Source organism: Pseudothermotoga elfii DSM 9442 = NBRC 107921 (assembly GCF_000504085.1).
GTDB classification, from domain to species: domain Bacteria; phylum Thermotogota; class Thermotogae; order Thermotogales; family DSM-5069; genus Pseudothermotoga_B; species Pseudothermotoga_B elfii.
In genome coordinates this window covers 909,205-932,501 of the sequence record NC_022792.1, presented here as the reverse complement: position 1 = coordinate 932,501, position 23,297 = coordinate 909,205, and the positions used below count along the sequence as shown (strand labels likewise).

20 protein-coding genes are annotated in these 23,297 nt (G+C 38.0%); 11 read left to right on the top strand and 9 right to left on the bottom strand.

The window, feature by feature from the left end:
• Positions 1-6: 6 nt before the first annotated feature.
• From TEL01S_RS04580 to TEL01S_RS04550, 7 genes are all read right to left on the bottom strand, one after another.
• The gene (locus TEL01S_RS04580; RefSeq protein WP_038051174.1) at positions 7-2,496 is read right to left on the bottom strand and encodes a sugar ABC transporter permease; all 2,490 of its coding nucleotides are present in this window, start codon (positions 2,494-2,496) and stop codon (positions 7-9) included.
• A complete protein-coding gene (locus TEL01S_RS04575; protein WP_028843253.1) occupies positions 2,496-4,226 on the bottom strand; it encodes a DUF4896 domain-containing protein in 1,731 nt (576 codons plus the stop codon). Before TEL01S_RS04575 ends, TEL01S_RS04580 begins: the two co-directional genes overlap by 1 nt.
• 50 nt (positions 4,227-4,276) lie before the next feature.
• On the bottom strand, positions 4,277-5,452 hold the full coding sequence (gene malE, locus TEL01S_RS04570) for a maltose/maltodextrin ABC transporter substrate-binding protein MalE (RefSeq protein ID WP_028843254.1): 1,176 nt from the start codon (positions 5,450-5,452) through the stop codon (positions 4,277-4,279).
• A 190-nt stretch (positions 5,453-5,642) separates the two neighbouring features.
• The gene (locus tag TEL01S_RS04565; protein WP_028843255.1) at positions 5,643-8,660 is read right to left on the bottom strand and encodes an efflux RND transporter permease subunit; all 3,018 of its coding nucleotides are present in this window, start codon (positions 8,658-8,660) and stop codon (positions 5,643-5,645) included.
• A 10-nt stretch (positions 8,661-8,670) separates the two neighbouring features.
• Positions 8,671-9,348 (bottom strand): aspartate/glutamate racemase family protein, encoded by a 678-nt coding sequence (locus TEL01S_RS04560; RefSeq protein ID WP_028843256.1) that lies wholly within the window; start codon positions 9,346-9,348, stop codon positions 8,671-8,673.
• 11 nt (positions 9,349-9,359) lie between these two features.
• Positions 9,360-10,592 (bottom strand): PhoPQ-activated protein PqaA family protein, encoded by a 1,233-nt coding sequence (locus TEL01S_RS04555; RefSeq protein ID WP_028843257.1) that lies wholly within the window; start codon positions 10,590-10,592, stop codon positions 9,360-9,362.
• A gap of 45 nt (positions 10,593-10,637) precedes the next feature.
• Entirely contained in the window at positions 10,638-11,546 is a 909-nt protein-coding gene (locus tag TEL01S_RS04550; RefSeq protein WP_028843258.1) for a hypothetical protein, read from the bottom strand.
• 80 nt (positions 11,547-11,626) lie between these two features.
• Here TEL01S_RS04550 and TEL01S_RS04545 point away from each other — a divergent pair, with 80 nt between their 5' ends.
• From TEL01S_RS04545 to TEL01S_RS04535, 3 genes are all read left to right on the top strand, one after another.
• The gene (locus TEL01S_RS04545) at positions 11,627-12,616 is read left to right on the top strand and encodes a polysaccharide deacetylase family protein (protein WP_012002952.1); all 990 of its coding nucleotides are present in this window, start codon (positions 11,627-11,629) and stop codon (positions 12,614-12,616) included.
• 19 nt (positions 12,617-12,635) lie between these two features.
• Positions 12,636-13,490, top strand: a complete 855-nt coding sequence (locus TEL01S_RS04540) for a glucosaminidase domain-containing protein (RefSeq protein WP_012002951.1) — start codon at positions 12,636-12,638, stop codon at positions 13,488-13,490.
• A gap of 70 nt (positions 13,491-13,560) precedes the next feature.
• On the top strand, positions 13,561-13,962 hold the full coding sequence (locus TEL01S_RS04535; RefSeq protein WP_028843259.1) for a type II secretion system protein: 402 nt from the start codon (positions 13,561-13,563) through the stop codon (positions 13,960-13,962).
• 26 nt (positions 13,963-13,988) lie between these two features.
• Here TEL01S_RS04535 and folP read toward each other — a convergent pair whose 3' ends face one another.
• Positions 13,989-15,170: a dihydropteroate synthase gene (gene folP / locus TEL01S_RS04530; protein WP_174375654.1), complete on the bottom strand. Its 1,182-nt coding sequence runs from the start codon at positions 15,168-15,170 to the stop codon at positions 13,989-13,991.
• Positions 15,167-15,682: an NUDIX hydrolase gene (locus TEL01S_RS04525; protein WP_012002948.1), complete on the bottom strand. Its 516-nt coding sequence runs from the start codon at positions 15,680-15,682 to the stop codon at positions 15,167-15,169. Before TEL01S_RS04525 ends, folP begins: the two co-directional genes overlap by 4 nt.
• Positions 15,683-15,878: 196 nt before the next feature.
• Here TEL01S_RS04525 and TEL01S_RS04520 point away from each other — a divergent pair, with 196 nt between their 5' ends.
• From TEL01S_RS04520 to TEL01S_RS04485, 8 genes are all read left to right on the top strand, one after another.
• Positions 15,879-16,958, top strand: a complete 1,080-nt coding sequence (locus tag TEL01S_RS04520; protein ID WP_012002947.1) for an NAD/NADP-dependent octopine/nopaline dehydrogenase family protein — start codon at positions 15,879-15,881, stop codon at positions 16,956-16,958.
• Entirely contained in the window at positions 16,955-18,589 is a 1,635-nt protein-coding gene (locus TEL01S_RS04515; protein WP_028843261.1) for a cobalamin B12-binding domain-containing protein, read from the top strand. Before TEL01S_RS04520 ends, TEL01S_RS04515 begins: the two co-directional genes overlap by 4 nt.
• Entirely contained in the window at positions 18,586-19,503 is a 918-nt protein-coding gene (locus TEL01S_RS04510; RefSeq protein WP_028843262.1) for a D-alanine--D-alanine ligase family protein, read from the top strand. The genes TEL01S_RS04515 and TEL01S_RS04510 overlap by 4 nt, the downstream gene beginning before the upstream one ends.
• A complete protein-coding gene (locus TEL01S_RS04505; protein WP_028843263.1) occupies positions 19,493-20,167 on the top strand; it encodes a ribonuclease HII in 675 nt (224 codons plus the stop codon). The genes TEL01S_RS04510 and TEL01S_RS04505 overlap by 11 nt, the downstream gene beginning before the upstream one ends.
• A gap of 90 nt (positions 20,168-20,257) precedes the next feature.
• Positions 20,258-21,577 carry a type I glutamate--ammonia ligase gene (gene glnA / locus TEL01S_RS04500; RefSeq protein ID WP_028843264.1) on the top strand — a complete coding sequence of 440 codons (1,320 nt, stop codon included), beginning with the start codon at positions 20,258-20,260 and terminating at the stop codon, positions 21,575-21,577.
• 34 nt (positions 21,578-21,611) lie between these two features.
• A complete protein-coding gene (locus TEL01S_RS04495; protein ID WP_012002942.1) occupies positions 21,612-22,226 on the top strand; it encodes a response regulator in 615 nt (204 codons plus the stop codon).
• Complete coding sequence (locus tag TEL01S_RS04490) at positions 22,210-22,641, top strand: potassium channel family protein (protein WP_012002941.1); 432 nt, start codon at positions 22,210-22,212, stop codon at positions 22,639-22,641. Before TEL01S_RS04495 ends, TEL01S_RS04490 begins: the two co-directional genes overlap by 17 nt.
• Positions 22,638-23,297: a potassium channel family protein gene (locus tag TEL01S_RS04485; protein ID WP_012002940.1), complete on the top strand. Its 660-nt coding sequence runs from the start codon at positions 22,638-22,640 to the stop codon at positions 23,295-23,297. Before TEL01S_RS04490 ends, TEL01S_RS04485 begins: the two co-directional genes overlap by 4 nt.

Genomic DNA, 23,297 nt, shown 5'->3' with positions numbered 1-23,297 from the left:
TCCCCCTCATTCTTTGACTGCTCCTCTCGTTAATCCACTCACCAGGTACCTCTGCAGGGAAAGAAATAATATAACCATGGGCATCATTCCAAGAAGCGATGCCGCTGTAAACAATCCCCACTCTGTTTCATATGGCCCAGTTGAAAACGCCCATAAGCCAAGTGCATAGGTATAATTCTGGACATTTTGCAATATAATACGGGCGATGACGTATTCGTTGAAAGTTCCTATAAATACAAGAAGGAAGACAACTGTCAAAATTGGTTGGGCTAAAGGTAAAACTATTTTGTAAAAACTCTGGAATCTTGTTGCACCATCGACAATAGCTGCCTCTTCTAACGAAGGAGGTATCAAATCGTAGAAACCTTTTATCAGATACATGTTGTAAGCAATGTTGGTTAAATAGGCAAAAATTAAACCACCAAGACTGTCTATTCCCAGAAAGTCAATATATCTGCCAAGAAAATTTAGTAGGTTATATATTGCAACCATAAATATCACGCTGGGAAACATCTGTATTAATAAAAGGCTCAAAATACCATATCTTCTACCAACAAATCTCATTCTACTGAATGGATAAGCTGCAACAGCACAAACCGCAGTTGTTATAAAAGCAACGATCAGAGACACAATCACAGAATTAAGAACCCATCTAAGAAAATAATGTTTGGTTTTCTGTTTCCAAATTTGATCTACTCTAAACAAATTTTTATCTACAGCCCCAAAATCATCTTTCAACTGAGAAAAAGGCGCTATTTTCATAAGCACGCCCGATTTACGCATAACGACAGCCATATCTGATCGAACTCTGGTTACAAAGTCTAATTTCACTACATCGTACAATTTACTCAAAGGCTCCGAAGTTACAAAAATTCCATTGAATGATACTTTCAGCAATTGTTTCCATGATATTTGAAAATCCTGCAAATATCTTTCAACATCAATAAATACAGATTCGAGGTTTTTAGAAAAGTTCTCAAATTTTGTTGCAAATGTACGATATTCCTCGATCCACCTCATTTTATCGATTACATGTTTTAGTTCTTCATAAACTTCATCTCTCTCATTGTAGGAATTGAAAAATCCTCTCAACCAGTTCAAAACAGCTGAATATTTCAAAAGATCCGCTTTTTCAAATGATTTGATCGAACTGACAGTCGAAATTCTATTCTCTAACTGAGAAAGAAAGATTTTCAGATTCACCATCATTCTTTCATCATTAAACTGGCTATTTATTGTTTCCAGCTTTGCAGAAATCTCTTCTTGCTGTGCTTTGAGATCACTTATGGTAGAATTCAATTCTGAAAATTTTTCACCAAGCTGTTTAAAAGTATTAATTTTCTCCGGCAGGTTAATGGATAATTCATCAAGTTCTTTTGCTATTCTTTCTATTCTGGGTTGAAGCTCCTGGTATGCCCTTAAAAGGTCACTATAAATCAGTTTCTTTTTCATGTTTGGATTAACAAAATCAAATTCGTACAAAATCGAAATAATTCGATCAACGGTGTTTAAAACAGCTTCATAATCCAGAAAGCCCTCAAATCGACTTTTTATTTTTTCTAACTGCTCAATGGTTGAAGAGATGCTTGCGAAAAACCACTCATCTTCAATTAACCAGGGATTTTCAACAGAGCTTTCCATCAGTGAATTCTTCAAATCCAGCAAATTTTCCAACGATTCCATTATGGAATTCATTTCATTAATCAAATCCTGATTCAAGATCATATCCAAATTGAGAATCTCTTTTTGAAACTCGTTAAGCTGACTTCTCACAACTGCAAGATCTTTGTTGAGCAATTCAAGCTCTTCTGTTTTCGTCTCATATTGTCTGGAGTATTTTCCAATGTACGAATCATAAATCATTTTCAGCTTTTCAAGAGCATTTTCGAAATCTTCGGAGGAATCTATATCCAATTGTGTTAAGCTGCTCAAATCATCCTTCAAAGCGTTAAAAACAGCTGATCCATATTTTTCTTTTGAAAGATATTCGTATAAAACTACCATGAATTCTTCTGATGAAGATGGAATTTTATCCATAATTTTTTTGCTCACAGTTTCTTTCAAATGTTCCAGATCGGCTGATGCAGTGTTTTTAATCTCTTCTGAATGGTTTTGAAGAAATTCGCTGATGTATTCGTAAGATTTTCTTGCGTCTTCGTACCTCAATCGAGTTTCCTTGAGATACGATGTTATTTTTTGCAAAGATACACTGATTTTTTGCTCAGCCTGAGAATAAGAAAGCTCATTGTAAGGCTTCGCTCGAGAGAGAATATTCTGCATATCTTGAATAAGAATCGGTACATTTTTCTCCGGAGCTACAAGATCTATATAGTTTTGAAGCGTCAATCTCGTAGTAAAAAGATCACTTGAAAAAGCTGCTTCGTCTCTTCTAAATGAAGTCGTGATTACCCAAACTGTGGGAAAGAGAATAATTATTATTGAAAAAACGAGAAATGCATGCAAAAAGACTCTTCTAACATGCTTGATTTTTCTCATTATTCCACCTCTTCAAAGGCTCCTGATATCTTGAAATTGAACAAACTTATTCCCCCAACTAAGAAAAAAATCATTATTGAAATAGCACCCGCAAAACCGAAATTCTGACCTTCTCCGGCTTCGAACGCCAGTTTGTAGACATAAGATATCAATATATCAGTATACCCAGTTGGAGTAGTTGAGCCGGGAATAGGTGGACCTCCACCTGTTATCAGATAGATAATAGTAAAATTGTTGAAACTAAAAGCAAAACTACTTACAAGCAAAGGAGCTATAACTGTCATTAAAAATGGAAAAGTAACGTAAGCAAATCTCTTGAATCTGCCTGCCCCATCTATCATGGCGACTTCATACATTTCAGGGGGTATACCCTGAAGAGCCCCTAAGGATATTGTCATCATATATGGAAATGTAAGCCAGATATTCACAATCAGCACTCCAATTCTTGCCCAAAGCGCATCATTCATCCATTTGATGGCAGGCAAACCAAATAAAGGTAATAAAAATTTATTAATCAGCCCATACGTTTCGTTTAGAAGGCCGTTTCTCCAGATCAAGGCAGAAATGAAAACAGGTATAGCCCACGGAATTATAAGGAGTGTTCTGTAAACGTTGCGCCCTCTTAATCTGCTATCATTCAAAATCAACGCAAAAGGTAAACCAACCGCCAGAGAAAACACGACACTCAATAAAGCCCAGATAAAAGTCCAAATGAATATCTTCAAGAATGGGCCCGAGACATTGGGATCTGTTGCGATTCGGATGAAGTTTTTCCAACCAACATAATCAATGAAACCAATTAGAAAAACCTCCTCACCCTTCTCATTGAGGTCGTATAATGCACCTTCCCTTTCTATCAGTTTATTTTCAGTTTTATTGTTAACTAAAATCGCTTTCGATTTCACTTTTCCATCCTCATAAATTTCTTCATATCCAAGGCGATACAACCTTTCTATTTGCATAAATCTCCATTCGCCATCGGGAGCTACCCGAAGAGCATATCTGACTCCATTTTGATCTACAAAATCTGACCTGTACAGATAAAGTTGAGCTATTTTTCCTTTGAAATGAGGTTCGTTTACCTGAAGGAATGGATCTCCTGGCGAATAAAAAGCCCTGTATGTTTTTTCATATAGAGAAATCAACTTGATTTCCCCAAGATCATTCGAAACGGGGGTAATTCGGTACTGCTTTCCATCTATCTCAACATAGTCTTCCTTTATCGGATATAGATAAGCTTCACTGAGAAGTACTTCCTGCCCCCTTTTTACAGCAGCTTTCGGCTTTTCTCCAAGGAAAATCTGTCCATTTATTTTGAATAGAATAACAAAATCATCCGTCGGGGTTAACCCGTCATAACGCAGAAAAATTTTGTAATCCACACTTTTGTCATCTATAGCGTAAGTGAAATTTGGATCATAAAGTAATCTCTCAATAGCTTCTTGCTTTTGCATATAATGACCTGTCCCATAATTCGTGAAGGCTATTTTCACAGTGAAATATATCGGGTAAAGAACCAGTACAAAAAGTAGCACTAAAGCAGGAGCAACATATCTGTATGGATAAGCACGCGGATTGAAAATGAAAAAATCAATCAAAAACAATAATATGAAAAAGACTACCCCGAGCTCGTAATATCCATTTTGTATAAGAAAAGCAGCTCCCCAGAAAAAAAGCACATTCATTATCAAAAATAAAGACCATTTTAAAAATCGGAAGATATATTTCACAGATCTTCTTCCTCCTTGCACAGATGCCCGGGTGTGAGCCCGGGCTTAGTTTATTGCGTTTGCGATTTGATTCGCTCGACGGCAGTCTTTAAAGCATCTTCCACCGATGCTTTGTTATTTACCACAAGATTCAACGCATCATTCATCGCTCCCCACACAGAAGCCATCTGAGGCACATTTGGCATCGGTATACCATTTGCAGCACTCTGCGTGAAAGCCACCACATCGGGATTGTCTTTCACAAGTTCTAAAACATCTTTTCTCGCAGGTAATCTCGGATCACCCAGATATAGTTTGTACATAGTGTCCCTCTTGGCGATGAAATTAGTAAGAAATTCCATTGCCAAGAGTTTGTTGGTTGACTTGGCATTTACCATAAATCCCTGAACACCAACGAAAGGTCTTGCTACCATGTCAGGTCCAACATTTGGAATCACTGCCACTCCATAATCAATCCCTGCATCCTTGTAAGCCTTAGTGGCCCACGGTCCATTAATTATCATTGCTGCTTTCCCTTCCCTGAACATAGAATCCATGATCTGGTAATTGTCACTTGGATCAAGAATTCCCTCGTCAACAAATCTTTTTATCAACGTCACTCCCTTAACAGCTCCTTCGTTTGCAAGTCCGATATCTTTGATGTTTAATCCTTGATCAGTCTGCTTGAAAACATACCCGCCATAGCCGAATATGAACGGAACGGCATAGTAAAATTCCGTCGTTGATGTTACAAAACCTCTCACTTCCCCACCAAATTCTGTATCGATTTGCTTTGCAAACTGTATCATTTCTTCAACCGTTTGCGGAGGCTGAGGTACAAAATCTTTGTTGTAAATCAAAGCAATTGCTTCCATTGAGTAAGGCAATCCGTAGAGTTTCCCACCATACGAAAATGCATTTAAACCAGTTTCATAAAATTGGTTCAAATCTGAAAATACTGGAATTGGCTCAATCAGGCCGTTCACCACCAGCTCGCCAACCCAATCATGTGCGCCAACTATAATATCTGCACCCTGACCTTCTGGAGCGGCTGTTAAAAACTTAGGCTTGATATCCGAAAAGTTTACATACTGAACTTCCACGTCTACGTTATACTTTGCCTTAAATTCTTCAGCCAGTTTCTGCAGAATATCAACCTGCTTTTCAGAACACCAGATCACAAGTTTTGTCTGTGCAAAGATAAAAATACTCATCAGCAGAAGGGTAAAAATGAAGAATTTTTTCATTTCCAATCACCTCCTGTCGTAAACGTTACCATTATATTGAAAACCAGTCAAAGTCAATGAACATCAAATTTACAGTCCATAAATTCATCAAAGGGCAATTAACTCGTCATTTCAATGAAAAACCTTTGATAGCTTCTTCTATCTTTCCATTGCTCTTTCTGACAACCCTCAACGTGGTTTCAATGTATTATCAATGTGGACGAAATCTACGCTTTTCGAAGATTTCAGCGATCGCGGGCAAAACGAGAAGCGTAAACATAGTCGTTATAAGTAAGCCAAAAATAATGGTCCAGGCAATTGGAGATTCAAATTCAGAACCTTCAGCATTGCTTATAGCAACAGGAATTAGAGCAATAACTGTAGTCAGTGTTGTCATTAATATAGGACGAAGTCTAAGAGAGGCTGATTCAACTATCACACATCTAATCTGTTTATAGTTGCCCGTGGTTATTTTCTGATGCAGGAATGTTACCATAACTATTGCATTATTCACAACAACACCGGCAAGCGTTAAAGTTCCTATCATCACAGAGAGATTCAAATCATAATCAAAAACAATCATTACTAACGCAAGTGCGATAACAGAAACAGGCACAGTTGTGAAGATTACGAACGGAGATAGTAAAGACTCAAATTGCGCACTCAAAAGCATGTAGACGAGTATTATTGCCACCAGCATTATCACTTTAAATTCATTCAGAAATATATCCAGAGATGATTTTTGACCGCCAAGAGAATAATGCACGTCCTTGAGCTGAAGATCTTTCAGTACATTCTCCACAAGACTCGAAAGTTGCGAAATTGAATATCGCGTATCAGCTATATCAACATAAACCACTCTCTGCCCGTTTTTGTGCGAGATAGATTCATAAGTTGTTCTTTTAGAGAGTTCGCCGAGCAATCTCAAAGGGAGATTCTGATCTCTCAAATTTTTTATCTGAATTTCATCGATGTCATGAAGTTGCTGGATGTCTGAAATATTTAAACGAACTGGCAAAATTCCCTCATTTGTTCTGAGAGTATTAAAATTTTTTCCCATTGTGTAATATTGAAGATCCATGAAAATCTGGGCTGGCAATAATCCGGAAAAAACAGCCTTCGATCTATCTATTTTCAGTAATAAAGATTCCACGTTTGCCTGACCTCTAATGGAGACTTCTCCGAGGTCCTTTTCCGAGAAAATCTCTTTCAAAGAAAAAGCCACTTTCATCAATTCATCAATATCTTCTCCTGTCAGCTCAACTGTCACTGGATAACCAAAAATCATATTTAGATACTCATCCTGGACTACCCTAACCTCTAAGCCCTCGAACGATGTTTTCTTAAGGTCTCTCAAAAACATCTCTTTGTTTCTCAAGTATTCTGATCTAGTACCATCGAACCAGATGTATATCGTTGCTTGATTTTCGCCACTTTCTGTAATTATCCGGGAAAGTTCGCTCGTGGCACCCACTTCAGAATAAATTGTCTTGATTCCATAATAGTTTTTTCTGCTTAATACAAAATCTTCTATCTGCTTCGTTAATTCGTAAGTTTTTCGATAATCTGATTGATTCTCGGCCTTTGCTGTTATTGTTAAAGTGTTGGTAGCAAAATCGGGCAAAAAGTTTTTTGGCCTATGAAATACGTAGAAAACAGACAGAACAATCAGGGCAAAAACGATTGGTATAATCAGCGCTTTTCTCTCCAAAATCTTTGTCAAAATAACTTGATATTTTGACCGTATATTGAGAAAGGTTTTCGACTCCCTGGCTCTGATCCATCTTGACCCAGCCGGAATGAGGATGCCTGCAACAACTAATGAGGCTGCAAGTGACAGTGCAAATGTTGATGCAAAGTACTTAAACAGAGTCGATGCAAAACTTTCTGTGAAAACAAGTGGAGCAAATACTACAACAGTTGTAGCTGTTGAAGCAAAAATGGCACCAAAAACCTCTTTTGTCCCATCGATTGCTGCTATGTCATAGGTGCTACCTTCAGATTTATGCCTGTATATGTTTTCAAAAACAACGATTGCATTATCGACAAGCATGCCAACAGCCATAGCAAGACCGCCAAGCGTGATTAAGTCAAGATTGATACCAAAAAAATACATCAAAACTACAGCGATTAAAAGTGATATTGGAATACTCAGAGCTACTATTGTGGTACTGAAAAAATCTCTCACAAAAAGAGCTACGACAATCGAAGCTCCAAGTAATCCAAGTATCAAATTTTTCACCAGATTTTGAACAGATTTTTCAGTATAAAAAGATTGATCAATCAGGGGAACATAGTCTACTTCAAGATCATCCAGTAATCTTTTAACCTGCCTCACTACATTGACAGTATTCGCCCCTGAGCGTTTTCTTATTGATACGACTGTTGCTTCATTTCCATCAACCCGCACCAGCCCTCTTTTCGGCTCATTGGCTATTTCCACGTCAGCAATCTGTTTCAGTCTTACAGGAACAAGCAATTTTGGAAGCTGCCCTCTCATCAATGATTGATAACTCAACCCTCTGAACCCAACAATTGTATCCTTTAATTCATCCAGGCCATTAAATCTCCCATCAACAACAAGGGAATACACATTTCCAGTTTCATCTTCAACCTGGCCCATGGGATAAACCACATTTCCCGATAGAAAATATTCAATTAGAGAAAGATCAACCTGGAAGGATCTCGCTTTTTCCGGATCAATTCTGATACTAACGAATTTTTCAGTTTTTGATAAATTTTCGACACTGGCAACATCTGGCAGCCGCTTTATCTCGTCCAAAAAATGCGCTGGATCTTGAGATGTTGAAAAAACGAAAACGGGAAGCAAGGAAGGATCAAATTCGACCACAATCGGTTTAACCTGTTCCGGAAGGTTCAATTGAGAAATATTCAGATATCTCTCAAGCCTTGATGAGGCAGACAAAACATCAACGCCCCAATTATATTCAATGATAATCAAAGATAAACCTGATTGAGAAACAGATGTGAAGTTTTTGACTCCGGGAACGGTTGCGATTATTTCCTCAAGTGGATTCGTAACAAGTTGCTCTACCTCCTCACTGCTTGCACCCATATACGTGGCAAAAACAGCAGCATAAGGATATTCCATTTGAGGCAAAAGTTCTAAATGCAGTTTTTGAAGAGCTATTATGCCAAAAACAACAATAGCAAACAGGAGCATGAAAATAGCTATGGGTCTCTTTGCTGATTGACCTGCTATATTCATTTGTTCACCCCTATCTATTCACCTCTGCTCCACAGATCTCTATCACAATTTTTGCCCATTCATCGTTCACATCTATTAAGTGCAATCTTTTGCTTTTTGCAACAACTGGAAGCTCGGTGCATCCGAGCAAAACATGCCCATCTAAATATGGCTCTACGTCAGAAAACCATATCAGCGAAGCTTTTTTGATTTGACCAGCTTTCACAGTATATATAATCTGCATCAAAGATTCCTGTAATCGTTCCTCAGGAATTTTCAATGTTAATCCTATCTTCTCAGCTTCTCTTTGATAGACCCTACTGTTCAAAAGACCTCTCGTTCCTGTAAGCCATATTTCCTCGATTCCTTTTGATTTGAGTTTTCTCAAAGTCATCTCTGGCAAATTCAATACGGGTATGTTTACCTGTTTTTGAACCCTGTCTAAAAAGGCATATGCAGTATTACAGATAAATACAGCAAAATCAGCCTTTTCACACTCAAGCATTTTTACTGACTCAACAAGATACAAGGTCGGATCTTCCCCGTCATCTAAAATTGCAGCAGTTCTGTCGGGAATGGATGTGTTAAAGTCTACTATCATCCTTATGTGATCCTGATCTTTTTCTGCTTTAGTGTGCTTCACAACTTTTTTGAGAAAATCGACGGTCGCTAATGAGCCCATTCCACCAACTATTCCAGCAATCTTCATTTTAAACCCTCTCATTTATAAAGCGCTGGTGTACAAAAACTCACTCTGAGTTCCTCTATCTCGAAAACAGCTTCAGCATAGTAAGCAACATGTCTGAATTCAGGTGGTTCAACATTGATAGAATAACAACCATTCGATGGTAAAACAGGTAATCTCAACCAAAGAGATTTTCTGAAATCTGTCGTATCAGATATCGCTCTGTGCAAATATACTTCCTTAATAAACTCGCTCTCTTTTATTAATATCGTATCCCCTTCTAACTCAAAAGCGAACTCCGGTAATTTATCACTCAAAGCAAGCTTGAAGAATGAAGAAGCATTATCGACAACATAAGGTATGTTCTTTATCCCATGAGAATTATTTGGAACATACAATAAATAATTCTTTCCAATAAGATCAAAAAAGTAAAGATTGGCTGAGTAAATGGTCCAGTATTCATCGTTTGTAGCATTTATTATATACTTTGGCATGTCAAGCTTTTCTATGTAAAAATATGGGTCAACCATTTTCAAAAGTTCTTGGCCATGCTGTGTATTGACCATATCTGGAACGCCTCTTTTGACATAGGGATTTATGCTTGCACTATATTGCCCATACATCTCTAACTGTTTTTGAAGCTGCTTTTGAAAATTCAGATTGTCAAAAACAATTGGTGCAATGGCAAATACTCTTTTGTCAACAGCAGCAGTGAGCCATGTAGTCCACCCTCGCTTGGAAGCACCCGTAACGAAAAATTTTTCAATGTGAAATAGCTGTTGAATTAAATCCATTGCCGACACAGCAGAAGCAGTCATCGGGAATAACAATGGAAGGCTTGCATCTTTAATCTTCGAATATTGAACAAAGGTGTAAGCTATTAAATCGTCCTCTCTTAGTCCATAAATTGGCTGATTTGGCACATCTCCAAGAACAACAAACAAAGCCTGAAATTTCTCCGCTATCCATAAATAATCTTCAATTTCTTTCGATTTCGACGGATCGAAATCTCCTGTTATCATGAGAATTGCTACATTGGAAAATTGGAGCTGTGCTGGTCGGACAATCAGTAAATCATGAAACCACTTTATACCCTGCCAAGTTTGGCTTTCAAAGACAATATGGGTAAATTCAACACCCGTTTCTGTTATTTTTTGAGACACTATTTTGTAATCAATATTTTTATGTGTTAAAACGTAATCAGCCAGATTCTGAGAATGAATAATCACAGAAACTGTTAGAAGGAAAAACACCAATGTTTTTTTCATGTTATCACCTCCCTGTTTTATTATCTCACAACGGAAAATGTTTAATCACTTTGGTTTAAAGGAAAACACGGTGCGTACAGCAGGTACAATAAATTGATCAAAATCATCTGCCTCTGCCATATAAGTTAGAGTGTAAAAAAATTGTCCGTAATTCGTATAAACCTGAAGGCATCGATAAAAACTTCCCTTTGAATCAAACTGAAAAAGTCTCCAGAAAAAATCAAAGCCTTCTACAAGATTTACGCCACTTGCAAGAAGGTTGTAACCCGCAAGATTTTCAAGAGAGTTTTGTTGAACCAACTCTGCATATTCAAGCAAATTCACAGATCTACCTGGCTGCTCTTTTGTTATCTGTATGTATCCAACCCGTTTTTCTTTTACGGCAAGAAAAGAACCTATCTCTCCTATGGTGGTTCTCACAATTTTGAATGGTTCTGCAAGATAAATAGAATATCCATATTCATTGTTAACGTATCGCTGCTTTAAAGAATTTGTTTTGATACTTGTCATTGTCAACAAGGCAGGTACTATATGTTCAAAAAATTCTTTTTCACTCGCATAATAGGTCATTATATAAACACGTCGCTCTCTGGTGAAAATAACCTGAAGGCCTGCGGTTGAGATTTGTGGAGTGATAATGGAGATTTTTCTGACAAAGATATCTAAATCGTCGAGCTTAAAAAGACCAATGGAACTTTCACTTGCTGAAGGTATTTTGATTAACTCGACAAGATCTCTTAGATCACCTGGCTTTGATAATTGAACAGACAGAACTTGCAAGGTGCAACTACTTTCTGGAATTCTGAAAAGGCCTATCTCATTGATGTTCGTAACTTCCATTACAACAAAAGGGTCATAAACTGTTAAGGCGAGATCACCTTTTGGTGAAAAATAAAGTGTTTGACTGAATAAAGAAAGCACAAATAACAGGTAAAAAATCACCAGACATCTCACCTTTTCACCACCCATAAACTGATTATAAATAGTTTGATCGATCCTGTATAATATTTAACGTGAAACAGAAAAAAATTGCGATGTTCGTAATAGCGGCTCTAACAGTTCTGGCAACATGTGCATACAGCAAAGTAGTGGTCTTTCTGTACCACAGATTTGATGATACCAGATATCCATCTACAAATACCTGGACATATGAACTGGAAAACCACATCAAAATTATAAAAGACATGGGACTGGAAATCTGGAATATGAAAGATCTCGAAGAATACGTTTATGGAGAAAAACATCCGAAAAGTGACGCGGTAGTATTCACAGTTGACGACGGATATCGTTCAGTCTATGATTATGCATATAAAATTTTCAAAAAACACGAAGTGCCATTTACTGTTTTTATTCAGGTTGGAGCAATCGGTTATCCAGATTACCTAACATGGGAAATGATAAAAGAGATGCTTAAAGATGGCGTTGAGTTTGCAAATCATTCGTACACACATACAGATTTTCCAGCGCTTTTAACAAAAATGACCTTGAAAGAAATGCTTGATTATTTCAAGCAGGATTTCGAAAAAGCCCAGCAGGTCTTTCTGAATAACACCGGCAAAGAAATGCGTTATTACGCTTATCCATATGGGTATTACATACCTGAAATGATTGATGTTTTGAGGAACGAGGGTGTGAAACTTGCGTTTTCTCAAAACCCGGGACCTTATATTTCATCTTATGGAGCTTTCGAAATACCAAGAGAACCTTTGCTTGAAGACTGGGCGAGTGAAAGTCACCTGCGATATATCCTGAATCGTGAAGCACTTTTGACCGAAGAAATACCTTTTAAAATAGAAAACAATACCTTGACTGTGAAAGGAACCATCATTATTCCCAAGCAAATTAGAGACATAAGTGTGTATGTTTCTGAAAAAGGAATAGTGGACAGTCTGATTATTCAAAATATTGTAACAACAGATCCAGTGGAATTGAGAAAACGATACAATCGCTTGATGATAAGCGCGCGCGATGGAAAGAAAGAATATGTCAAATACTGGCTTTTGTTCAATGTCAAAGGAGATTAGCGATTTCAGAGGTGAGTAGATGAGAAAAATAGTGGCACTCATGGGATTTTTATGTATTTTTGCTGCTTCACCGAGGATAACTGTCAATTCATTTGGAGTTTTAGAGCAGGAGGAGTTTTATTCGTCAGGAGTTGCAGAGATGCAGTTTGAAAGTTATAAAGATTTGCAAAGCTTTTTTAACTCAATAAATTACGATTTATCGACAAAAAAAGTACCACTGGTTATACTAAAATGTTTGCCAAAAGATATGGACAAAATTGAAAGCATCAACCAGAAAAAAGAGTTATTTGTCAAAATAATGCTACCTATAATATTGAAGGTAAATGAGGAAATTACGGAAGAAAGAGATAAAATACTGAGTATGTCGTCTGCTGATGAGCTCTCATACTATCTAAAAAAGTATCGTGCTAAAAATAAGCAGGAACTTCTTGAAAAAGTCCTGCCAGTGCCAGTAGAAATTGCACTGGCACAGGCAGCTATAGAGTCGGCATGGGGAACTTCAAGATTTGCTATAGAAGCCAACAATATTTTTGGAGAATGGACTTTTAAACCTGGCACAGGCATAATTCCAAGTGACAGGCCTGAGGGTGAAATTTATGAAGTAAGGAAATTTGAAAGTCTCATAGATTCAGTTAGAAGTTATGTATATAATCTCAATGTTTCCTCCTTTTACAAAGAATTCAGAGATATACGAGCTGGAAAAATCAACAAACCAGTGGAGGAAGGTTTATTGTATTACTCTCAAAAGCGTCATGAATATATTCAAGAAATCAAAATTATCATTTCAAAAAATCAATTCACTGAGTTCAGTAATCATAAGCCATATCGCCTGCAACTGGCTTTATTAAGTAGTAATATTTGGAGCAATAATTAACTCATCTGCAAAATATGGTGTTGATTTTTTTCGTAAACACATTATAATATTTTTCTAAGGAGGGAGTATTATGCGTAAAGGTTTTACACTGATTGAGCTGTTGATCGTTCTGGCAGTCATAGCAGCTCTGATGGCAGTAGTCACGCCTATTGCATTGAATGCCGTTGCTCAGGCCAAAGCAACCCAAGTTGCGAGCAACTTCAGGAACATCAAGAGCGCTATCGAAAGTTATGTCAATGTTGAGAGAGGCTTACCGTCTGATTTGAATGCCCTCGTGACTTCTGGATATCTCAGTTCAGCACCATCTGATTTTTCTGTTTCTTTTGGAACATTTGACACATCAGGTGTTGCAACAGCCACTATTACATATAGTGGAACAGTTGATACAGGAAAACTTGAAAACGTTTATTCAGAAGTTGACACAACATCCAGTTCTCCAACGCTTGATATAACATTGAGAAAGTGGTGGTAAAAAACAGCAGGCAGAGCCTGCTGTTTTTATCTGACAAGGTGCGATATCATTCTAACAACCTGCGAATTTTCAGCGACATCATGAATTCTTATTATATCAACTTTTTTCATCGTACAATAAGCTGTCACCGCTAAGGTGGCAATTAATCTTTCTTCAGGGGGTACATTATTTAGCAATGCCCCGATAAAAGATTTTCTGGAATGGCCTACTAAGATAGGTACTTTAAAGGTTTTGAACTCATCTATTCTTTTCAAAATTTGCAGATTATCTGACAGTCTTTTTCCAAAACCGATACCCGGGTCAATAATTACTTTATCCATCAAACCAATTTTTCCAAGCATTGAAAGCCTTTCATTGAAAAAGTATAGCAGCTCTTCAATTACATCTTCATAATATGGATTCTGCTGCATTGTTTTAGGCTCACCTTTCATGTGCATCAAAACAACGGCGGGTTTGTACTCAGAAATGACATCAATCATTTTTTCGTCGAATCTCAAAGCACTTATATCATTTACAATATCTGCACCAGCCATAATAGCTTGTTTTGCAACCTCAGATTTATAAGTATCTATCGAGATCGGAATGTCAAAGGTTTTTCTGATTGCTTCAATCGCAGGTATTGCTCTGTTGAGTTCTTCCTCAAGTGATACCCTCTCAGAACCAGGGCGAGTTGATTCAGCGCCTATATCAATTATATCCACGCCATTCTTGATCATCGATGCTGTGTAATCTATAACCTTATCTTTTTCAACCCGGCTTTTTGAATAAAAAGAATCAGGCGTTACATTGACAATCCCCATTATCAGAGTTCTATCAAAGATGAGCTTTCTTCCTGAAGGTAAATCAATTGATCTTACCTGATCCTTGAAAAGGCATTTTTGAATCATATCAGCTATCTGATCGAGCTTCCAGTAATGCATTTTAGAAAGTTTTTCTATCAGTTTGATATGTTGAGCAATAGTCCCGAAAGTTAGCACACTGGTTTTTTGAATTTTGTGGGTGATGGCGTGTTTGTTTACAGCGGCATCAGCACCGGCTGCAAGCATTTCCTGCTTGATTACATTCGCAGCTATGACATCCACATTGTAAATCATTAACGAAATAAATTTTCCTTTTCTTTCAAAAATTGGTACCGATGCTGGATCAACCCCTACTTTTAAAAGTAGAGAAAGAGGGTCACTAACTTCTGTCACTAATATATCTGTCATTTAACCACTCCTTTAAAGTTTCTCAAAGCTTCCTTTATTTCTTCAAGAGAATTCCTGATTATCTTTGCAGTTGCTCCCCATATGACAAAATCTGGCAAAATATATCTGCATGTAATTTTTCCGTCATGTAATTTTATTTCTTCGCAGCTAATTTTCTCAAAGATCTCAATCGGTACGAAATAGATATCCTCAACCTCTCCCCTGTTTAAATGAAAATCAGGACACTCGACGATTACCAGAAACGAAGTTATTTCCACAGATGATCTGATAGTAACCACTGTAGAAAGTTGCTTAATGACTCTATAACAATTATCTTGGATACCTATTTCTTCTTTCATTTCTCTCACAGCTGCTTGTTGATGTGTCTCATCTTTTTCCAGCAAGCCTCCAGGAAAACCTATCTGTCCGGGATGTCTTTTCAGTCTTCGAGATCTTTTTATCAAAATAATATGTGGTTGTCCGTTTATGAAAATTACCGGAACAGTTACTGCTGATCTTTCTACCCAAATCACCTCACTTTTGATTATAATCGATAGTTTCTCGAAAAATCTTTGAGGTTATCGTACTCACCCTGAAAATAAATATTTATGCAAAAACAGTTTAAATTTTGACTTCAAAGGGACAATTTGATAAAATGGCATCAGCAGATGCAGATTTTTATTCCAGCCGTCAAAACTTCCATTTTTATCAGCAAAAGGAGGTTTTTTTATGAAGATATGCGTGATTGGTGCTGGGAACGGTGGCCAGGCGCTGGCTGCGTACTTGGCATTAAAAGGATTCGATGTCGCGCTTTATAACCGAAGCGCATGGCGAATAGCACCTATTATAAAAAACAAGAGGATAAAAGTTGAAGGAGAAATAAATGCCGTCGCAACTATCTCATTTGCCACGACAAATCTTTCTGAAGCAATTAAAGGTCGAAAACTTTTGATGGTTGTATTACCCGCTTTTGCCCATAGAGATATAGCGAAAAAAATAGCTCCACTTTTAGAAAATGGCCAGGTTATAATTTTGAATCCAGGAAGAACAGCGGGAGCTCTCGAATTCTATAATACACTCAAAGAAGAAGGCGTCAACAAGGATATAGTGGTAGCTGAAACCCAAACATTTATTTTTGCTTCGAGAGCATCCAATCCAGGAGTGGTAAAGATATTCAGGATCAAAAATGCTGTACCGGTTGCCGCACTTCCTTCAAGCAAAAATCCCGAATTAGAACAGGTTTTATCGCAAGTCATGCCCGAGTTTGAAATTGCTCCAAGCACCCTTTATACAAGTTTTAACAACATAGGTGCCGTGTTTCACCCTGCAACAATTATTTTGAACACCGGATGGGTAGAAACCACCTTCGGAAAATTTGAATTTTATTTCGAAGGGATCAGTCCATCGGTTGCAAAAATTCTTGAAGCGATAGACGCTGAAAGATGTGAGGTCGCCAGAAAATTCGGTATTGAACCGATGACGGCTATTCAATGGCTTGCATATGCTTATGATGTGAAAGGGACAAATTTGTACGATGCTATACACAATAACGAGGGGTATCGAGGTATACAGGCACCAACAAGCCTCGAGAACAGATATATACTGGAAGATGTTCCAACAAGCCTTGTTCCGATTTCCGCATTTGGGAAATTAGCGAAAGTGAAAACTCCCATAATAGATTCTATAGTCCAGCTTGCCTCCCTCATGGTTGGCGTGGATTTTTTCAGTGAGGGGAGAAACTTTGAAAGGCTTCATTTAAATGGTAAAACAGTTGAAGAAGTGAAGCAAATTATGGAGGTTGGGGAATGATGAAAATACTGGGAGCTTCTATAGGAAGTTGCGTGCATAATGTAGGATTGCTAAATTTTCTTGAAATAGCAAAGCAAAACAATTACGAAACAATTTATATTGGTTCAGCCATTCCTGTTGATGAACTTGTCAGAGAGATCAAAAAACATGACCCAGATATGATAGCAATGAGCTACCGACTTGCCGCAGAAGCCTTACACAATCTGCTCAGAGAATTGGAAGAGAAGCTTAAAAAGGAAAAACTTATGGACAAGATATTCGTCTTTGGTGGCACCATAGAAACTGCAAACGAGGCGAGAAAATTTTCGTTTATAAAGAAATGTTTTGACGGGAGTGAAGAAATAGACGAAATTGTTCTTTTCTTAAGAGGTAAGGCAAGAGAAAAAGAGAATCTGAGTTTTCCACAAACACTTGGTGAGCGCATAAAATTCAAAAGTCCTTATCCACTTATCAGACATCATATTGGTTTGCAAAGCCTGGATGAAACGGCAAATGAAATTAAAAAATTGGCAGAATCAGAATTGCTCGATGTTATATCTCTTGCACCAGACCAAAATTGTCAGCAATTCTTCTTTGAACCTGAAAAAATGGATCATTCGCAAGATGGTGCAGGTGGTGCGCCGATAAGAACAAAAGAGGATTTTGTCAAACTCTACGAGGCCTCGAGAAGAGGCAATTATCCGCTTGTTAGATGCTATGCAGGAACAACGCACATGGTAGAATTTTCCAAACTACTGAAAGAAACAATAAACAACGCCTGGGCTGCAATACCGATAATGTGGTACAGTGATCTGGATAGAAGATCAAAAAGACCACTGAAAGAAGCCATAAAAGAAAATATGGACGCTATAAAATGGAATGGTTTGAACAATGTTCCAGTCGAAGTTACCGATTCTCATCAATGGGCTTTAAGGGTTTGCCACGATGCTGTAGAAGTCGCAACTGCTTATTTAGCAACTTTTGTGGCTAAGAAGTTAGGAGTGAGGGAGTATGTTCAGCAGTTTATGCTTGAAACTCCTTCGGGCCTGTCACCACGCGGAGACATTGCAAAAATGATAGCGAAGAAAGAAATTGTTGAATCTTTGCAGGATGAGAATTTCAAAATCTATAGAATGGTGAGAACAGGTTTAATGTCCATGCCGGCAGATTTAAATGCGGCTATGGGGCAGTTATCTTCATCCATGTTTTATGGATGGGCACTTGAACCACACATAGTTCATGTGGTTGCATACTGTGAATCGATGAGAAGAGCCTCTGCAAAAGAAATAATAGAAAGTGTCAAAATGGCAAGGAGAGCTATAAATCTTGCAATGAGAGGCATTGTAGACCCTCTTGGTGATGAATGGGTGAAAAAAGAGAAAGAGAGAATAAAAGAAGAAGCTTTCATGATAATTGAAGCAATAAAAGGATTAAAAGATGGCAATGAAGATAGTTTGCTCGATGTCGATGTGCTGTATGAAGCTGTGAATACAGGCATTCTGGATGCACCGGCATTAAAGGGTTTTTCAGTGGCGAAAGGTGCTGTGAAAACCAAAATAATAGATGGTCTCTGCAGATGCGTAGATGAAGGTGGAAATATTCTTTCAGAAAAGGAAAGGTTGTTTACTCTGCTCGGGGGTAGATCAATATGAGAGTGGCTGTTGTTTACGATAAGTCCAATCTCGATGAATCGAGAGAAAAGATGGTTCAATCCGTATTTGAAACCTTATCAAAACACTTTGAAGCAGAGCTTGTGGCTTTTGAAGATCAATTTATTGACAAAGTAACTCAATTCGACGCGGTCTTCAATCTTTCAACAGCTGCAATGCAAACCCACGTCCCTGCGATCTTAGAACTTTTAAAGATACCGTCTACTGGCTCGGGCATAATTGGACATGCCTTGTGCATAGACAAAACAATTACAAAGATTATTTTGAATCATTATGGCGTACCAACACCAAAGTTTATTTCCTTAGAACCAGGACAGGAAACAATACCTCCTATAGACTTTTATCCGGTCATCGTCAAACCAAGTCGTGAAGGAAGCGCGCGTGGTTTGAGTGCAGATTCGGTCGTCAAAGAAGATTTTGCATTAAAAAAGGCTGTCAAAGTGATTCACAACGAGTTTCATCAACCAGCTTTGATCGAGCAATTTGTAGATGGTCGCGAATTCAGTGTTGGAATTGTTGCCGGGGAAATTTTACCCATCCTTGAAATAGATTTTTCAACATTGCCCGACGGATTGGAGAGATTTTATTCCTACAGGGTTAAACATTATTATGGAGAACAAACCAGGTATATTTGTCCGGCTCAAATAGATACGGGGCTAAAAGACAGAATCTCAGAATATGCTTTAACAGCTTTCAAAGCACTGAGACTAAGAAATTATGCACGAATGGATTTGCGCGTTAAGGATGGTCAAATCTATTTTTTAGAAGTCAATTCTCTCCCTATGCTTACGCCAGGTTATTCTGATATCGTGAAAATGGCAGAGGCAGCAGGATACACTTATGAAGATCTGATTATGAAAATTTTCATGGACGCCATAGAAAACTATGAGATCTGAACTTTTCGCATACGACAGATTTTATAAACAGAATTTTGGTACTGTGATCGGTGTTGATGAGGCAGGTAGAGGCTGTCTTGCTGGTCCTGTTGTTGCGGCAGCGGTAATTTTAGAAGTTCAATTAGACGTGTTTGACTCAAAACAGTTAACTGCGCAAAAACGCGAAGAATTATTTTTGCAGATAATGAATTCAGCTGAGGTTGGAATTGGCATTGCTACACCTGAAGAAATAGATCTCTACAACATATTCAATGCAACCAAAATAGCTATGAACAGAGCTCTGGCATCTCTGAATAAAAAAGATGCATACGTACTTGTGGATGGCAAATCATTAAATCTTTCTCAGCAGGGCGTCTGTATTGTTAAGGGTGATGAAAAAAGTGCTTCAATAGCAGCAGCGTCAATTGTTGCAAAAGTTTTGAGAGACAGAATAATGGTTGCATACGACAGAATTTACCCATGTTATGGCTTTTCAAAGCACAAAGGTTATGGAACAGTTCATCACTTAAATGCTATTCGGGAATTTGGTCCTACTGTTTTTCACCGTTTGAGTTTTTCCCCTGTGCTCTCAAATTTATCCGTTAAAAAAGTTCATGACCTCTTTTCGGAAAATATCAACTGCGAGAGGGCAAAAGTCATACTCAGAAAACTGTCTTCTTCATAGTCTATCATCGATATCTTAACAGCCGATTAGTTTTATCTCAACAAATCACATCTAAGATATTCATATAAATTTTGTAAGGGGGGCTTGAATGTGGAATACAAAGATGTTGTTGAGATGATTCGCAAGGAAGATATTCAATTCATCCGCCTTCAGTTTTCTGATATTAGTGGAAATATCAAGAATGTCGAAATTCCTTCCCAGGAACTTGAAAAAGCTTTTGAGAAAGGCATCATGTTCGATGGATCTTCTATTGAAGGTTTTGTGAGAATCGAAGAGTCGGATATGTACCTGAAACCGGATATATCGACTTTTGCTATTCTTCCGTGGACGACCAATGGATCAAAGAGTGCAAGGTTTATCTGCGACGTTTACAAACCCGATGGTACTCCCTTTGATGGCGATCCTCGATACAGGCTCAAACTTATTGTAGAAAAAGCAAGGAAAATGGGATTTGAAGCATTTGCAGGTCCTGAAATCGAGTTTTTTGTACTCCCGAGAGATGAAAAAGGATTTCCACAACCAACTCTACTGGATTTTGGCAGTTATTTTGATCTTTTACCACTTGATGAAGTTGAGTCCTTAAGAAGTGAGGTTGCTGTTGCCTTAAAATCCATGGGAATAGATGTAGAAGCATCACATCACGAAGTTGCTCCGTCTCAACACGAGGTAGATTTTCGTTATGGTGACTTGTTAAAAACAGCAGATAACACACAAACAGTAAAACTGGTTTTAAAAACTATAGCAATCAAACACAATCTTCATGTAACTTTTATGCCAAAACCTTTCTTCGGAATCAATGGCTCAGGCATGCATACACATCTGAGTCTCTTTAAAAACGGGGAAAATGCTTTTTATGACCAGGATTCATCAGATGGTCTTTCCAAAACCTTGCATCACTTTGTCGGAGGTATCTTAAAGTACACTAAGGAAATAACAGCTATAACCAATCCGATCGTGAACAGTTATAAAAGGCTTGTGCCTGGATATGAAGCGCCGGTAAATATAGCCTGGTCAAAAGCTAACAGATCCGCTTTGATAAGAATCCCGGCAGCGAGAAAAAACTCCACCAGAATAGAGTATCGATCACCTGATCCATCATGTAACGCTTATCTTGCATTTGCAGTGATCGTTGGCGCCGGACTTGAAGGAATTGAGAAAAAGATAGAACCCCCACTACCAATCGAAGAAAATATATATGCAATGTCTGAAGAAAAGCGAGCAGAATTCAAGATAGACTCTCTTCCAGGTAGTCTCAAAGAGGCTCTTGAAGAAATGAAAAATTCTGAGCTTGTAAAAGAAATACTTGGTGATCACATTTTCAAGAAATTTGTCGAACTCAAGCGTAGAGAATGGAGAGATTTTAGTATAACAGTAACTGACTGGGAAATAAGAAATTATCTCCGGGTTTGAGTTTATGATAAAATCTCTGTGCGAGGAAATATGAATGGCAAATATTCTGGTAGTTGATGATGAAAGAAATGTTAGAATGCTTATTAAAAAAATTCTTGAAGAAAAAGGCTATTCGGTCACGGCTGTGGCAACGGCAGAAGAAGCTGTAGTGGAGCTCCGTAAAGGTATGTTCGACTTAGTAACATTGGACCTGAAGCTGCCAGGGATATCTGGTATCGAGTTACTTAAAAGAATGCGGCAAGATGGCCAAGTTATTCCCGTGCTGATCGTTTCTGCTATAACAAATGCAATACCTGTGGTTGAAGCGATGAAGAACGGAGCCAGTGATTATTTGTCTAAACCTTTCCCTGCTCAAGATCTTCTGAAAAAGGTTGAAGACCTTCTCAATAAGGAGGAAATAAGTTTTGAGAAACTTGAACGTCGGATAGAGGAGAAAATTTCTCAGGGAAAGTTAGATATTGCTGAGCGCATGGCGAGGGAATTGTTTGCGATTAATCCCTCCGCTGATGCGCATTATGTTTATGCCCTTGTTATGGAAAAGCTCGGTAATTCAGAGCTCGCTTATAGATATCTGAGAGCTGCGCTGGCACTAGATCCAAACCACAAAAGAGCTATCAAGGAGATTCAGCGTTATGAGAAAGAAACGTGAAGGAATGTACATCATAATTGTTGGCTGTGGCAGAATAGGTTCAATGGTTGCTTCACGGATGTCTGCCTCTGGAAGCAATGTGGTTGTTGTGGATAGCAGGGAAAATGCCTTTGACACCTTATCAGAGGAATTTACCGGCTTCAAAATAATTGGAGACGCTACTGAAATATCCCATTTAAAAGAAGCGAAAGTTGATAGAGCTGACGTGGTTATCGCTTTAACAGGAAATGACAATACAAATTTTATGGTGTCAACTGTTGCCAAACGCTATTTTGGAGTAAAAAAGGTTATATCCCGGGTGAATGAACCGGATAACGAAAAAATATTCCAGGAATTTGACATTGAAGTGATTTCACAAACCACACTTGTAGCAAATGAAATAATACAAAAACTGACTTTGGAGGGGCTCGATTGAAGATAGTTATCGTTGGAGGTTATCGAATTGCGTATCATCTTGCCCGTTCCATGATTTCTAAGGGTTATCACGTTTACATAATAAACAAGGACCCACAGGTTTGTGAAGAGCTGGCAAGGAAGTTTTCAGCAGTGATAATCAATGGAGATGGCAGTAAAAAAAATGTCTTAGATCAGATTGAGTTTTCACCAGACGATATTGTTGTAATATTGACAAATACAGACCGCGATAGCTTAATAATTTCTCAGATGATAAGAAAGTATTACGGTGTTGAAAGAATTGTAACCCTTGTGAATGATCCTGAAAACATAGAAGTTTTCAACAGGCTCGGCGTGAGGGTAGCGGTTAGCCCGGCTGCATTACTGGGACAGACAATACAAAATTTGCTTTCCGCTCAGGAGATGGAGGATTTTTTTCCAGTCGAAGAAGGAAAATTGGTCTTTCTCAGGCTTGAAATTCCAGATAATTCTCCTTCTGTAAACAAAAAATTGAAAGAGATTGATCTTCCAAACGAGTGTATTATTGGTGGCATTTTAAGAAACAACGACGTACTTATCCCAAGGGGCGAAACAGAGTTATTAGCTCAAGACCGCGTTTTCATAATCTGCGAACCGAAAGTTCAAACCCGAGTTATAAAGACCTTAGTGGGTGAGTGA

Excerpts from the sequence above, each read along its gene's own strand:
- TEL01S_RS04580 (WP_038051174.1), bottom strand. The coding sequence starts at position 2,496 with ATGAGAAAAATCAAGCATGTTAGAAGAGTCTTTTTGCATGCATTTCTC.
- malE (WP_028843254.1), bottom strand. The coding sequence starts at position 5,452 with ATGAAAAAATTCTTCATTTTTACCCTTCTGCTGATGAGTATTTTTATC.
- TEL01S_RS04565 (WP_028843255.1), bottom strand. The coding sequence starts at position 8,660 with ATGAATATAGCAGGTCAATCAGCAAAGAGACCCATAGCTATTTTCATG.
- TEL01S_RS04560 (WP_028843256.1), bottom strand. The coding sequence starts at position 9,348 with ATGAAGATTGCTGGAATAGTTGGTGGAATGGGCTCATTAGCGACCGTC.
- TEL01S_RS04555 (WP_028843257.1), bottom strand. The coding sequence starts at position 10,592 with ATGAAAAAAACATTGGTGTTTTTCCTTCTAACAGTTTCTGTGATTATT.
- TEL01S_RS04545 (WP_012002952.1), top strand. The coding sequence starts at position 11,627 with ATGTTCGTAATAGCGGCTCTAACAGTTCTGGCAACATGTGCATACAGC.
- TEL01S_RS04540 (WP_012002951.1), top strand. The coding sequence starts at position 12,636 with ATGAGAAAAATAGTGGCACTCATGGGATTTTTATGTATTTTTGCTGCT.
- TEL01S_RS04535 (WP_028843259.1), top strand. The coding sequence starts at position 13,561 with ATGCGTAAAGGTTTTACACTGATTGAGCTGTTGATCGTTCTGGCAGTC.
- folP (WP_174375654.1), bottom strand. The coding sequence starts at position 15,170 with ATGACAGATATATTAGTGACAGAAGTTAGTGACCCTCTTTCTCTACTT.
- TEL01S_RS04520 (WP_012002947.1), top strand. The coding sequence starts at position 15,879 with ATGAAGATATGCGTGATTGGTGCTGGGAACGGTGGCCAGGCGCTGGCT.
- TEL01S_RS04515 (WP_028843261.1), top strand. The coding sequence starts at position 16,955 with ATGATGAAAATACTGGGAGCTTCTATAGGAAGTTGCGTGCATAATGTA.
- TEL01S_RS04510 (WP_028843262.1), top strand. The coding sequence starts at position 18,586 with ATGAGAGTGGCTGTTGTTTACGATAAGTCCAATCTCGATGAATCGAGA.
- TEL01S_RS04505 (WP_028843263.1), top strand. The coding sequence starts at position 19,493 with ATGAGATCTGAACTTTTCGCATACGACAGATTTTATAAACAGAATTTT.
- TEL01S_RS04495 (WP_012002942.1), top strand. The coding sequence starts at position 21,612 with ATGGCAAATATTCTGGTAGTTGATGATGAAAGAAATGTTAGAATGCTT.
- TEL01S_RS04490 (WP_012002941.1), top strand. The coding sequence starts at position 22,210 with ATGAGAAAGAAACGTGAAGGAATGTACATCATAATTGTTGGCTGTGGC.